This window comes from Polaromonas sp. (assembly GCF_030689685.1).
GTDB lineage: Bacteria > Pseudomonadota > Gammaproteobacteria > Burkholderiales > Burkholderiaceae_C > Polaromonas.
The window spans coordinates 1-15,170 of sequence record NZ_JAUYEY010000045.1 but is presented as its reverse complement, the minus strand read 5'-3'; the positions used below and the strand labels follow the sequence as shown (position 1 = coordinate 15,170).

General features: G+C 65.6%; 4 protein-coding genes. All 4 read left to right on the top strand.

Translation table 11 applies throughout. The features are described 5' to 3' along the window. The first annotated feature begins 26 nt into the window (after window positions 1-26). Window positions 27-3,065, top strand: coding sequence for a phosphoenolpyruvate carboxylase (locus tag Q8O29_RS11110; protein WP_305562742.1), 3,039 nt, complete (start codon window positions 27-29; stop codon window positions 3,063-3,065). A gap of 201 nt (window positions 3,066-3,266) precedes the next feature. After that, a complete protein-coding gene (locus Q8O29_RS11105; RefSeq protein ID WP_305562740.1) occupies window positions 3,267-3,497 on the top strand; it encodes a hypothetical protein in 231 nt (76 codons plus the stop codon). Between the two features lie 4 nt (window positions 3,498-3,501). Next, window positions 3,502-11,649: a GH36-type glycosyl hydrolase domain-containing protein gene (locus tag Q8O29_RS11100; protein ID WP_305562738.1), complete on the top strand. Its 8,148-nt coding sequence runs from the start codon at window positions 3,502-3,504 to the stop codon at window positions 11,647-11,649. Between the two features lie 511 nt (window positions 11,650-12,160). Continuing rightward, on the top strand, window positions 12,161-15,170 hold a 3,010-nt coding region (locus Q8O29_RS11095), incomplete at its 3' end, for a HAMP domain-containing protein (RefSeq protein ID WP_305562736.1).

Sequence of the window (15,170 nt, the reverse complement as noted above, 5' to 3'; positions counted from 1 at the left end):
TACAGAGCCAACAACAAGGGGACACCATGGTGACAACGGCGCGTGTAAAACCTTCCCGCGACCTGCCTGCGGAGGCCTCGGCAACCAGTGAGCGCCCGCGCGCCCGCGCCAAGGACAACGAAAGGCCGCTGGTCGAGGACATCCGTCTGCTCGGCCGCATTCTCGGCGACGTGATCCGCGAGCAGGAAGGGGTGGCCGCCTATGAGCTGATTGAGGAGGTGCGCAAGCTCTCGGTGACCTTTCGCCGCGACGCCGACACCGAAGCCGACAAGACCTTGAAGAAGCTGCTCAAGGGCCTGTCAGGTGACCAGACGGTCAGCGTGATCCGCGCCTTCACCTACTTCAGCCACCTGGCCAACCTGGCCGAAGACCGCCACCACATCCGCCGCCGCGCCATCCATGAACGCGCCGGCGACACCCAGGAAGGCAGCATCGAAGTCGCGCTGTCCCGCCTGCGCTGGGCCGGCATCTCGCCCAAAACCATCTCGGCCACGCTGGCCCATGCCTATGTGTCGCCGGTGCTGACCGCGCACCCGACCGAGGTGCAGCGCAAAAGCATTTTGGACGCTGAACGCGACATCGCGCAGCTATTGACAGCGCGCGACGATATCAAGTCGCATGCGCTGGCGGTGAATGCCAGCCGCGACGCGCTGACCCCGCGCGAACTGGCCGCCAACGAAGCCCAGCTACGCGCGCGCGTGATGCAGCTCTGGCAGACGCGGCTACTGCGTTTCACCAAACTTACCGTCACCGACGAGATCGAAAACGCGCTCAGTTATTACGAATCGACCTTTCTGCGCGAAATCCCCAAGCTCTATGCCGAGCTGGAGCGTGCCCTCGGCAGCCAACCGGTGCACAGCTTTCTGCGCATGGGCCAGTGGATAGGCGGCGACCGCGACGGCAACCCCAACGTCAGCGCCGACACGCTGGAATACGCCCTGCGCCGCCAGTCCGAAGTCGCGCTGCGCCACTACCTGACCGAGGTGCACTACCTGGGCGGCGAGCTCTCGCTGTCAGCCATGCTGGTGGACTTCACGCCCGAGATGCGGGGCCTGGCTGAGCGTTCGCCCGACATCAACGAACACCGGCTCGACGAGCCCTACCGCCGCGCGCTGACCGGTGTCTACGCGAGACTGGCCGCCTCGCTGAAGGACCTGACCGGCCGTGATGCCGCACGCCATGCGGTCGCGCCGCAAAACGCTTACCTGAGCGCCGAGGACTTTCTGGCCGATCTGCGCATCATAGAAACTTCGCTGCGCGCCAACCACGGCGGTGCGCTGGTGGCACAGCGCCTGCATCCGCTGATGCGCGCTGTGGAAGTCTTCGGTTTTCACCTGGCCACAGTGGACCTGCGCCAGAGCTCGGACAAACACGAGGAAGTGATCGCCGAGCTGCTGGCGGTCGCACGCATCGAGCCGAAGTATTCCAGCCTGGACGAAGCGGCCAAACGCGAGCTGCTGCTGTCGCTGCTCAACGAAGCCCGGCCCCTGCGCGTGGTAGGCGCCGCCTACTCGGACCATGCGCGCGGCGAGATCGCGATTTTTGAGTCGGCACGTGTCATGCGCCAGCGCTTCGGCGCGCAGGCCATCCGCCACTACATCATCAGCCACACCGAAACCGTCAGCGACCTGCTGGAGGTCCTGCTGCTGCAAAAAGAGGTCGGGCTCATGCGCGGCATTCTCAACGACCCCCACGCTCAGCCCTTCGGGTCTGTCGCTGCCCCCCAGAGGGGCGCCCGCGCCTTGGGGCGGCCCGGCGGCGCGGCCGACCACAAGTCCACCCACGACCTGATCGTGGTGCCGCTGTTCGAGACGATTGAAGACCTGCGCAATGCCGCGCCCATCATGCGCGAGTACTACGCGCTGCCCGGCATCGCGCAACAGGTCAAACGCAGCGGCGGCGAGCAGGACATCATGCTGGGCTATTCGGACAGCAACAAGGACGGCGGTATTTTCACCAGCAACTGGGAACTGTACCGCGCCGAAATCGCGCTGGTGGAATTTTTCGACCAGTTGACAGGCCGCGCCGCCGCGCCGTCCCAAGGCGCGGCAGCCCCCTCGGGGAGCAGCGCAGCACACGCAGTGGCAAGCGTGGGGGCCCAAGGCATACACGACATTCAGCTGCGCATGTTCCACGGCCGCGGCGGCACCGTCGGCCGCGGCGGCGGCCCGAGCTACCAGGCCATCCTGGCGCAGCCACCGGGCACGGTGCGCGGGCAGATCCGCCTGACCGAGCAGGGCGAAGTCATCGGCTCCAAATACGCCAATCCCGAGATCGGCCGACGCAACCTCGAAACCCTGGTGGCCGCCACGCTGGAAGCCACGCTGCTGCAGCCAACCAAACCCGCCACCAAGGCCTTTCTGCAAGCTGCTGCCGAGCTGTCGCAGACCAGTATGGCGGCCTACCGCGCGCTGGTCTATGAGACCCCCGGCTTCACCGAATATTTTTTCAACGCCACGCCGATTCGCGAGATCGCGGAGCTCAACATCGGTTCGCGCCCGGCGTCCCGCAAGGCCTCGCAGAAGATCGAGGACCTGCGCGCGATTCCCTGGGGATTCAGTTGGGGCCAGTGCCGCCTCACCCTGCCCGGTTGGTACGGCTTCGGATCAGCCATCGAGCAGATGCTGGGCGCGGGCGGCACGCCGGCCAGCCGCAAGGAGGCCTTGGCCCTGCTGCAGAAAATGTACAAGCAGTGGCCTTTTTTCCGGACCCTGCTCAGCAACATGGACATGGTGCTGGCCAAAAGCGACCTGGCGCTGGCCTCGCGGTATGCCGAGCTGGTCAGCGATACGCGGCTGCGCAAAAAGATCTTCAGCGTGATCGAAGCCGAATGGCACCGCACGGCTGAAGCGCTGGGCCTGATCACCGGCGACAAACAACGCCTGGCAGGCAATGCCGCGCTGCAGCGCTCGATACGCCACCGCTTCCCCTACATCGACCCGCTGCACCACCTGCAGGTGGAGCTGGTGCGGCGCTACCGCGAAGGCAAGGCCGATGAACGCGTGCAGCGCGGCATCCATATCTCGATCAACGGTATCGCGGCAGGTTTGCGCAACACCGGTTGAACCGTACCCGCGCGCGGCGGAAAAACCATTGCGAACGCCGCGCGGTCCGGCCCCCGCCCCCTGTAGTCCCAGTCCTAGGCCAACACCAGCGGCGTCCGATGGCGGCGCGGGGCAACGCGGCATAGCATCAAAGCAACATGGAATAACACGCCGGTATGTCGCTGCGCGGCGTTAGCCATGGCTATCGCCGGAGCGCACAGCATGAATACCTTTAAATTTGGGACCGATCCGTCACCCGCGCATGCCGATTTCGTGTCTACAGACGCGGCAGAACTAGCCTCCCACATGGACCATTGCGCCAGTTCACACAGCCGTTTTTTCTTTGTGCACTCCGCACTGCAGTCGGCACACGGCGCGCTGAGTCCGCGCATTGTCACGGTGGCTGTGCTGGCAACCCTGGGCTTGGGCCTGGCCCTGATCATCCTGGCATGAGGGTGTGAAAACGGTCGTCATCAACCGCCTGGAAACCCTCACCCCCTACGCCAGGAAAATACTTCTTGATCGCCACGGCGAGATACAGCAGCCGATACGCGCCGAACTGTTCGGCGCCCACCGTTTTGAACAGCACGGCCGCAGCCTGGCCAAGGCGCAGGCGATCCGTCCCACCGACCGCAGCAGGGACGGGCCGCAGTTTTTCCCGCGTGTGCAGGAAAACATCACCGGCCTGCGCGAAGCCTACGACTACATCTCCATCACCTCGCGACGCGGCCATTACGTCACGCCGGCCGCCGAATGGCTGCTGGACAACTTTCACCTGATCGAGGCGCAACTCCAGCAGATCCAGGAAGGCGTGCCGCACCGCTACTATGCGGACCTGCCCAAACTCGCGGACAAACCGCTGGCAGGCCTGCCGCGTGTGTACGGCATCGCCTGGGCCTATGTCGCCCACACCGACAGCGTGCTGGATCCCGAACTGTTCACGGCTTTTCTGAACGCCTACCAGGAGGTCAGCGAGCTGACGCTGGGCGAACTCTGGGCCCTGCCCACCACGCTGCGTGTGGTGCTGCTGGAAAACCTGCGGCGCATGGCCGACCGCATCGCCTGGAACAAGGTGGCACGGGAAGTCGCGCACGCTGCGTGGGACGCGGCCGAGGCGCTGAGCGTGCAGGACCTCGACGAACTGCACAGCTACATGCAACACCGAGGCCTCGAGCGCAGCTATCTGACGCAACTCTGGCAACGCATGCCTGCCGAGCGGCAAGAGTCCGAGCCGCCACTGGTCGCCTGGACTGAACACCATTGCGCGGACGGGCTGGGCCTGATTGGCGAGGCGCAAACCACCCAGGTTGAGGCCAACCTGACGGTCAGCAACATCATCACCACGCTGCGGCTGATCGGCCAGGTCGAGTGGACCGAGCTGATCGAGCCGGTCAGCCACTGTCTACAGGTGTTGCGCCGTCTGCCGAGTTTTTCCATGGAAAGCGAAATGACGCGCCAGCAGATCACGCGGGCCCTGGAAAGGCTGGCGCAGCAAAGCGGCCGGTCCGAGCGCAGCGTCGCCGAGGCCGTGCTGGCAGCGGCGACACAACCCGGTCTGCCCGCAGTCGCGCAGACGGCAGGCTACTACCTGATCGGCCCCGGACTGGCGGCGCTGGAGGCGGCGCTGCATCCGGCCACCCTGTCAACCGCAACGCGTCGGGCCGCCCTCAACTGGCACTCCTGGCGTCTTCCCCTGTATGCCGCCGTCTGGATCAGCGGCACCGCGTTGGGCCTTTACGCGGCCGTGCATCATTTGTCCGACCTTCCATGGACGGTCTGGGTGGCAGTGCTGCTGACGGCCTTGCCGGCCTCCGAGGCTGTCGCAGCGCTGATTCACAGGCTGGTGGCCGAGTCGACCCGCATCCAGCCGCTGGCCCGGCTCGACTTCACGGCAGGCATCCCGGCTGAACACCGCGTGCTGGTTGTCATTCCGTGCATGCTCAGCTCGCCATCGTCCAACAGCGAACTGGCGCACCGCCTGAGTCTGCACTGGCTGGCCAGCCGGGAAACCCATGCACAGTTCGCGCTCCTGACGGACTGGATCGACGCCGACGCCGAGCACCTGCCCGGCGACCAGGCCCTGCTGGACGACGCGCTTGAAAAAATCAACGCACTGAACCATGGTTACCCGGCCGGCGAGTCAGAGCCCGCGCGTTTTGTGCTGTTGCATCGCCCGCGCACCTGGTGCGCCACCGAGGGCCGCTGGATTGGCTGGGAGCGCAAGCGCGGCAAACTCGAAATGCTGCTGCGGCAGATCGCCGAGGGCACCACCCCACTGTTTGTGCCGGCCATTCCCGAGATGAGGCTGGCCGAAGGCATACGGTATGTGCTGACGCTGGACAGCGACACCGGCCTGCCAGCCGGTTCGCTGCGTGAGCTGGTGTCCATCGCCGCGCATCCGCTCAATGCGCCGCAAATCGACCCGGTGCGCCGGCGTGTCAGCGCCGGTTACGGCATCCTGCAGCCGCGCGTGGTGACACCTTTGCCGGCGCTCAATGAACGCTCGCCCTTTCACACCCTGTTTGCCGGCCAGGGCGGGCTGGATCCCTACAGCAGCGGCGTCTCCGATCTCTACCAGGACCTGTTCGGCATGGGCAGTTTCACCGGCAAGGGGCTGCTGCATGTGCAGGCGGTTCACACGGTGCTCAGCAGCCGCATGCCCGACGGTGCCGTGCTGAGCCACGACCTGCTCGAAGGCAGCATTGCGCGCTGCGGTTACGTGGGCGACGTGGTGCTGATGGAAGACCACCCGCACCATGCCGGCGTTGCCGCCGCGCGCGTGCACCGCTGGACACGCGGCGACTGGCAGTTGCTGCCCCTGATGCTGCACGCCGGCCGTTTCGGCATCGACGGGCTGGGCCTGTGGCGCATGGCGGACAACCTGCGGCGCTCGCTGATCGCACCGGCCAGCCTGTTGCTGCTGGTCTGGGTCATCGTCACGCAGGCGTTGCCCCTGGCCACGGCACTGGGCTTTGTGATTGCGGCGCTGCTGGCAGGCCCACTGATGGGCGCGCTGGCCGGCCTGGTGCCGACGCGGCGCGGCATCGCCTGGCTGCATTTTTTCGACGTCGGCGTGCGTGATGTGCTGCGCAGCCTGGCGGCCACCGCCTGGCAGTTCAGCCAGCTGTTTGCGCAGTCGGCCATGATGCTGGACGCCATCGTGCGTGCGCTCTGGCGCATGGCGGTGAGCCGGCGCAAGCTGCTCGAATGGACCACTGCCGCACAATCCCAGGCCTCGGCGCGCTACAGCCTGCAAGTCTTCCTGCGCAACCATGGGGCAAGCACGGCACTGTGCCTGCTGCTGGCCCTGGCCGCCTGCTGGAGTGCCTACCCCTGGGCCGGACCTGCGCTGTTCCTGTTGTGGGCGCTGGCGCCTCTGCCGGCCTGGTGGGCCAGTATTCCCGCCGCCCCATCGCGGGTACTGGCAGACGACGACCGCGACTACCTTGAGCTGCTTGCGCGCCAGACCTGGCAGTTTTTTGAACGCTGCGTGGGCGCGGACGACAACCACCTGCCGCCCGACAACCTGCAGATGGAGCCTGAAGCGACGATTGCGCACCGCACCTCACCGACCAATATCGGCATGTACCTGCTGGCAGTGGCCTGTGCGCGCGAGTTCGAATGGATTTCCACTGCCGAATTGATCACTCGCCTGGAAGCCACACTGGGCACGGTCGAGCGCCTGCCCAAACACCGGGGCCACCTGCTGAACTGGTACGACACCCGGACGCTGGAAGTGCTGGCGCCGGCCTATGTATCCACCGTGGACAGCGGCAACCTCGCTGGCCACCTGCTTGCCGTCGCGCAAGCCGCCCGGCAGCTTGGCACGCGCGAGAACACCCCGCCCGACCACGTCCTGCACCTCAATGAGATTGCGGCGCACTGCGACCAGCTCTGCATGGCCATGGATTTCAGCGGCCTGTACAACCCCAAGCGCCATCTTTTCCACATCGGCCTGCGGGTGCATGAACACGCGCTCGACGCCAGTTATTACGACCTGATGGCGTCCGAGTCGCGGCTGACCAGTTTTCTCGCGATCGCCAAGGGCGATGTGCCGCGCCGCCACTGGCAGGCGCTGGGCCGCAGCTTCCTGACCGTGGGCATCACACCCGGCCTGAAGTCCTGGTCGGGCTCGATGTTCGAATACCTGATGCCCTCGCTGGTGATGTACGAGCCGAACCAAGGCCTGCTGCACATCTCGGGGCTGGCAGCGGTGATGGAGCAACAGGCCTTTGGCCGTGCGCAGCAATTGCCCTGGGGTGTTTCCGAGTCGGCCTACTTCGGAAAAGACCACACACTGGCCTACCAGTATTCACCGTTTGGCGTGCCGCGCCTGGCGCTGCGCCGCACGCCGCCGGGTGATCGGGTGGTGGCGCCTTATGCCAGCGTGATGGCCTGCATGTTCACGCCGCGCGAAGCCGTGGCCAACCTGCGCCAGCTAGAGATGGCGGGGGCACGCGGTGACTACGGTTTTGTGGACGCCATCGACTTCACCGTCGCCCGGCAGCCCGGCGCGCAAGCCTTCAGCGTGGTCAACACTTTCATGGCGCATCACCAGGGCATGTCGCTGGTGGCGCTTTGCAATGTGCTCTGCCGGGAAGCGCCGCGCCGCTGGTTCTCCTCCGCCCCGTTGATCCAGGCCTACGAGTCGCTGCTGCATGAAAAAACGCCACGCCAGATCATTGAAAGTGCCGACCCGCGCAGCCTGCCCGAGCCGGATGAGCTGCGGGAAGACGCGCTGTACCACTCGCGCGAACTCGATCCCGCCGCCTCCGGCTGGCAGCCCACGCAGTTGCTGTCCAACGGCGCCTACAGCGTGGCACTGCGCGCCAACGGCGCGGGGGTCAGCCGCTGGCGCGGTAAAAACATCACGCGCTGGCGCGACGATCTGTTGCGCGATGCCTATGGCAGCTTCATTTACTTGCGCAGCACGGGTCTGGACCGAGTGGCATCGCTGACCTCGCACCCGGCGCCCCACCCCGACTGGAGCTACAAAGCCACTTTTCTGGCCGACCGGGTCGAGTTCCAGGCCAAGTCGCTGGAGCTGGAAGCCACCACCAGCGTGCTGGTCAGCCCGGAAGACGACACCGAACTGCGCACCGTCACCCTGCTCAATCAGTCGGCGCACGAGATCACGCTCGATGTGGTGTCGTGTTTCGAGGCAGTGCTGGCCGATCCGCGTGCCGACGAGGCGCATCCGGCTTTTTCCAACCTGTTTATCGACACGCGCTGGCACGCACCCTGGCGCGCCCTGATGCTCTCGCGCAAGCCCAGACTCCAGGGTGACCCAGCCATGGCGGTGGCGCATTTTCTGGCGGCGGTCGACGCCAATGTGCACTCCATCCACTGCATCGCCGACCGGCGCGCCTTCCTCGGCCGCAACCGCCTGCCAGCCCAGCCCGCGCTGCTGGCACAAGCCACGCAGGACAGCGGCACGCCGATCAACGGGCTGGACCCGGTGGCCGGCCTGCGTGTGCGTGTGCGGATTGCCGCCGGCGGCATGGCGCGCCTGAGTTTTGCGACCGCAGCGGCAGAAACCAGCGAGGAGCTGATAGCCCGCATCGACAAGTACCTGCAACCGATGCACGTCGAGCGCGCTACCCGCATGGCGGCCACACTGGCGCAGGTGCGCCTGCGCGACCTGGGCGTCGCGCCGGAGCGCAACGCGGCGCTGCAGGACATCAACACTGCGCTGATGTACACCGCTACCCGGCCGCAGACCGAACGCGCCCTGCTGGACCAGCGCCAGCTCTGGCGCTTTGGCCTGTCCGGCGACAAGCCCATCGTGCTGGTGCGCATTCATTCGAGCAACGGCCTGGCGCTGGTGGATGCGCTGCTGCGTGCCCAGCCGCTGTGGAGTTTTGGCGGGCTGGCGGTGGACGTGGTGATCGTCAACAGCGAGGTCAACTCCTACCTCATGCCCCTGCAGCAGGGCATTCTTGCGCTGCGCGACCGCATGCACCAGCAGTCGGAAAACAGCTTCCCGCGTAACGACGCCGGCGGTTTTTTCCTGCTGCGCGACCACGAGATCGCGGCCTCGGAAAAAGCCGTGCTGGCCGGCCTGGCGCGCTTCATCTTTATCGCCGATGGGCGCCCGCTGGAGCAGCAACTGGCGGCTTTGCAGGGGGCCACCGGCCTGCGCCGCCGCGCCGTGCCGGCCAGCCCGCCAGCGCCGAGTGCGGTTTTGGCCGATCCTACTGCGGCACCGGTTGCCGCAGCCCGGTCACCCGTGGGCCAGTTCGATGCTGCGAGCGGGGAGTTCCGCTTCACGGTGGACAGCCAGCACAGGCCGCCGCGCCCCTGGGTCAATGTGATCGCCAATCCATCCTTCGGCTTCCAGGTGTCCGAAGCCGGGGCCGGTTACACCTGGGCCGTCAACAGCCGCATGCACCAGCTCACGCCCTGGTCCAACGACCCGCTGCAGGACCCGGCCGGAGAACACTACCTGCTGCAGGACGCCGACACGCTCAAGCTGCTGGCCTTGAGCCCCTCGACCGAAAGCCGTTCGGCGCTGACGTACGAAGTGCGCCACGGCCAGGGCTACACGGTGTTCACCTGCCGGCATGGCGAGCTGGCCGTGGAGACCACATTTTTTGTGGACCGCAGTGAGGCCGTCAAGGTGGTGGCCGTCAAGCTGCACAACCAGGGCAGCGAGCCGCGCCATCTGCGCGCACTGGCCATGCTGGAATGGCAACTGGGCGGCACGCGCCAGGAACGCCGCACGGTGCGCGGCTGGAAAGCCCCGAACCAGCCCACTGTGCTTGCGCAGCAGCGTGAAAGCCGCGCTGGTTTCGGTGGCAGCAGCGCCTTCCTGTCGCTGGCGGGCCTGACTGACCCGCCGCAATGGACCTGCGACCGCAGCGAGTTTTTCGACGTGGCCGGCCGGCTGGTGCTGCCCGAAGTGCTGAACCAGCAGTCGGGCAACGCGGCGGACCCCTGTGCCGCCTTGTCAGGCACTTTCACGCTGAAAGCCGGGCAACAAATGGATTTCGCCTTCCTGCTGGGCCATGCGCCCGATGCCGCGCAGGCCGAACAACTCGCGCGCGACTGGCAAGGCCGGGATCTGGCGCAAGCGCTGGACGGCATCAAACACTACTGGTCCGGCTTGCTCGGCAAGGTGGAGGTGCGCACCCCCGACCCGCTGTTCGACGCGTTGGCTAACCGCTGGCTGCTGTATCAGACGCTGACGTCGCGCCTGTGGTCCAAGGCCGGCTTTTACCAGGCCGGCGGCGCCTTTGGTTTTCGCGACCAGTTGCAGGACACGATGGCGTTTGCGCTGATCGAGCCGCGCCGCCTGCGCGACCAGATTGTGCTCAACGCCTCGCGCCAGTTCCCCGAAGGCGATGTGCAGCACTGGTGGCACGCGCCCGGCGGCGAAGGCGTTCGCACGCACTTCTCCGACGACCTGCTGTGGCTGCCTTTTGCCTGCGCGCATTACCTGGATGTCACTGGCGACACGACGCTGCTCGACGAGGAGGTGGCCTTCATCGACGGTGCGCACATCCCCGAAGGCGCAGAAGACGCCTACTACGCGCCCCAGGTCAGCGGTCAAACCGCCTCGGTGTTTGAACACGGCGCGCGTACGATTGATCGCAGCCTGCCCACCGGCCTACACGGCCTGCCGCTGATGGGCACCGGCGACTGGAACGACGGCATGAACCGCGTTGGCCACGAGGGCAAGGGCGAATCAGTCTGGCTGGCCTGGTTCCTCTGCGCCGTGGTGGAAAAGTTTGCACCGCTGGCCCAGGCTCGCGGCGAAGGCGAACGCGCGCAAAAGTGGCTGGACGCGCGCGCCGGCTGGATCAGCGCGCTGCACAGCCACGGCTGGGACGGCGCCTGGTTCCGCCGCGCATTCTTTGACAACGGGGCGCCGCTAGGCTCGTCGCAGAACGACGAATGCCGCATCGACCTGATCGCCCAGGCCTGGGCCGTGCTTTCCGGTGCATCTTCCGACAAATTCACCGTGCCCGCCATGCAGGCCATGAACGATCAACTGGTGGACAGCGATGCCGGCCTGCTGCGCCTGCTGACGCCGCCGCTGCAAAACTCGGCCAACAACCCCGGCTACATCCAGGCCTACCCGCCCGGCGTGCGTGAAAACGGCGGTCAGTATTCCCACGCCGGTGTCTGGGCCTTGATGGCGCAGGCGCAAACTGGCGACAACGAGGCGGCGTGGAAAAGCTTCCAGGCGCTGAGCCCCGCCCACCGCAGCCGACACCCGACGCGCGGCCCGGCCTACGAACTCGAACCCTATGTGATGGCCGGCGACATCTACGGCTCGCCGCCTTACGTGGGTCGCGGCGGCTGGAGCTGGTACACCGGTTCCGCTGCCTGGCTGCACCGTGCGGCGCTGGAGACCTTGCTCGGTCTGTCGGTGCGGCAAGGCGTGTTGTCGCTGTCACCGCGCGTGCCCGCGCATTGGCCGTCGTTCGAGATCACCTTCAGGCTGGACGGCGAACGGGTGGTGACGCTGCGCTGGCAACGTATCGGTGCGCTGGACAATGACACCGACTTCACACCTGATCGTGTGTTGGCCGAAGGCGAAACCGTGGTGCTGGGGCAGTTGCCGATACAAGCGCGGCTGCTGGTACGGGCTGCGATATGACGCACGACGCGCTATCAAATCAATAGCTGCTTGCGCATGTGGAATAAGGGCTAAAGACGGTTTTTTCTTGCATAAACAGCGCGCAACACTGAACCAACGCTTTCAGGATGCCTCAGGCGCGCGTCGCATCGCCAAACATTGACGCCGTGCGACGAAAACGGGCGGTTCCGCAGCTTACCGACGGTATCGCTCTGTGGCTTGTGGCGTAGCAACCACATGGTTTACCATTTAGCGCTCGCGGCGCCCTCCGATGAGCGAGATGCAACAGGCGCACGTCAGACAGGTCCTACATCCAAACCGGGCCAGCACAGGGACACTCGTGAGTGATACAAAATGTACGGGCGGTGCCCAGCCCGCCGCCCGTCCTCGCCAACCTACGTAGAGAGCGACAGGCACCATGGACCAGGCCATTCAAACAAGCAGCCGCAAAAAAAACCAGCCCAAGGCGGGCTCCCGTGCTTCCAGAAAGAGCCCTGCTGCAGCCGACAGCGCATCATTGCCTGGCTTGGCGATGCCGGACGCTCACCTGGCCGAAGCGCGCTCGCGCCAAATCCTGGCCGCGATGATGGCTTTGTCTGACGGTGATTTCAAGACCAGGCTGCCCTCCGATTGGTCCGGCACCGATGGCCGCATCGCCGAGGCATTCAACCAGGCAATCCGGAACGCCGGGCACATCACTTTTGAAGCCGAGCGCGTGCGCACCACTGTGGGCAAGGAAGGCCGGCTGTCACAACGCATGTCCGCGCCCGGCGCGGTTGGCGGCTGGGCCGAACAGATCCTGTCCTTGAACACCCTGATGGACGACCTGGTGCGTCCAACCACCGACATTGCCCGCACCATAGGCGCGGTCGCCAAGGGCGACCTGGGGCAGTCCATGGACCTGCAGGTGGACGGCCGTGCGCTCAAGGGCGAGTTCCTGCGTTCAGCGAAGCTGGTCAACTCGATGATCGAGCAGCTTTCGGTCTTCACCTCTGAGGTGACGCGGGTGGCGCGCGAGGTTGGCACCGAAGGCAAGCTGGGCGGCCAAGCCCAGGTCAAGGGCGTTTCCGGTGTCTGGAAAGACCTGACCGATTCTGTCAACCAGATGGCCGGCAACCTGACCGCGCAGGTGCGCAACATTGCCGACGTGACCATCGCCGTGGCCAACGGCGACCTGTCCAAAAAAATCACGGTGGACGTGCGCGGCGAGATCCTGCAGCTCAAGGAAGCGACCAACACCATGGTTGATCAGCTACGCTCTTTCGCCTCCGAGGTCACGCGGGTGGCGCGCGAGGTCGGCACCGACGGCCGGCTCGGCGGCCAGGCCGTGGTGCCCGGCGTGGCCGGCACCTGGAAGGACCTGACCGATTCGGTCAACTCCATGGCCAACAACCTGACTTCGCAGGTGCGCAACATCGCTACCGTAACCACCGCCGTGGCGCGCGGCGACCTGAGCCGCAAGATCACGGTGGACGTCAAGGGCGAAATCCTGGAGCTTAAGGAAACCATCAACACCATGGTGGACCAGCTCAACGGCTTCTCGTCAGAAGTGACGCGGGTGGCGCGGGAAGTCGGTACCGAAGGCAAACTCGGCGGGCAGGCCCAGGTGCCCGGCATCGCCGGCACCTGGAAGGACCTGACCGACTCCGTCAATTCGATGGCGTCCAACCTGACCGGCCAGGTCCGCAACATCGCCGGTGTGGCCACCGCCATCGCCAAGGGCGATTTGTCGTCCAAGATCACCGTCGAGGTCAAGGGCGAGATCCTGGCGCTCAAGGAAACCATCAACACCATGGTGGACCAGCTCAACGGCTTCGCATCCGAAGTCACGCGGGTGGCGCGCGAGGTCGGCACCGAAGGAAAACTTGGCGGCCAGGCCGCGGTGCCCGGCGTCGCCGGCACCTGGAAAGATTTGACCGACAACGTCAACTTCATGGCCTCGAATCTGACCGGCCAGGTGCGCAACATTGCCGAGGTAACGACGGCCGTGGCCAACGGCGATCTTTCCAAGACCATCACCGTGGACGTGAAAGGCGAGATTCTCGAACTGAAAAACACCATCAACACAATGGTGGACCAGCTCAATGGCTTCGCGTCCGAGGTCACGCGGGTGGCGCGTGAGGTCGGAACCGAAGGCAAGCTCGGCGGCCAGGCCGCCGTGCCCGGTGTCGCCGGTACATGGAAGGACCTGACCGATTCGGTCAACTTCATGGCGTCCAACCTGACTGGCCAGGTGCGCAACATCGCCGAGGTGACGACAGCCGTGGCCCGCGGCGACCTGTCCAAAAAAATCACCGCCGACGTGCGCGGGGAAATTCTCGAGCTCAAGAACACCATCAACACCATGGTGGACCAGCTCAACGGTTTTGCCGGCGAGGTCAGCCGGGTGGCGCGCGAGGTCGGTACCGAAGGCGCGCTGGGCGGCCAGGCGCAGGTGCTGGGTGTGGCCGGCACCTGGAAGGATTTGACCGACAACGTCAACTCGATGGCGTCCAACCTGACAGCCCAGGTGCGCAACATCGCCGACGTGGCCACCGCCGTGGCCAACGGCGACCTGTCCAAAAAAATCACGGTGGACGTCAAGGGCGAAATTCTCGAACTGAAAAACACCCTGAACACCATGGTGGACCAGCTCAACGGTTTTGCCTCGGAGGTGACCCGCGTCGCACGTGAGGTCGGCACCGACGGCAAACTCGGCGGCCAGGCCCAGGTGCGTGGCGTGGCCGGCACCTGGAAAGACCTGACCGACAACGTCAACTCCATGGCCAACAACCTGACCGGCCAGGTCCGCAACATCGCCGACGTGACCACCGCGGTGGCGCGCGGCGACCTGTCGCGCAAGATCACGGTGGAGGTCAAGGGCGAGATTCTCGAACTCAAGAACACCATCAACACCATGGTGGACCAGCTCAACGGTTTTGCCTCAGAGGTCACACGGGTGGCGCGCGAGGTCGGCACCGAAGGCCGGCTCGGCGGCCAGGCCGAGGTGCCGGGCGTGGCCGGTACCTGGAAAGACCTGACCGACAACGTGAACTTCATGGCGTCGAACCTGACCGGCCAGGTCCGCAACATCGCCGATGTGGCGACCGCAATTGCGCGCGGTGACCTGTCGCGCAAGATCACCGTCGAGGTCAAGGGCGAGATCCTGCAGCTCAAGCAAACCATGAACACCATGGTGGACCAGCTCAACGCCTTTGCCGGCGAGGTCAGCCGGGTGGCGCGCGAGGTTGGCACCGACGGCAAGCTCGGCGGCCAGGCCGCAGTGGAAGGTGTGGCCGGCACCTGGAAGGATTTGACCGACAACGTCAACTCGATGGCCTCCAACCTCACGGGCCAGGTGCGCAACATCGCCGAGGTGACGATTGCCGTGGCCAACGGCGACCTGTCCAAGAAAATCACGGTTGACGTGCAGGGTGAAATCCTGGAACTCAAGGAAACCATCAACACCATGGTGGACCAGCTGCTCTCCTTAGCCGGCGAGGTCAGCCGCGTCGCGCGTGAGGTCGGCACCGACGGCAAGCTCGGCGGCCAGGCGCAGGTGC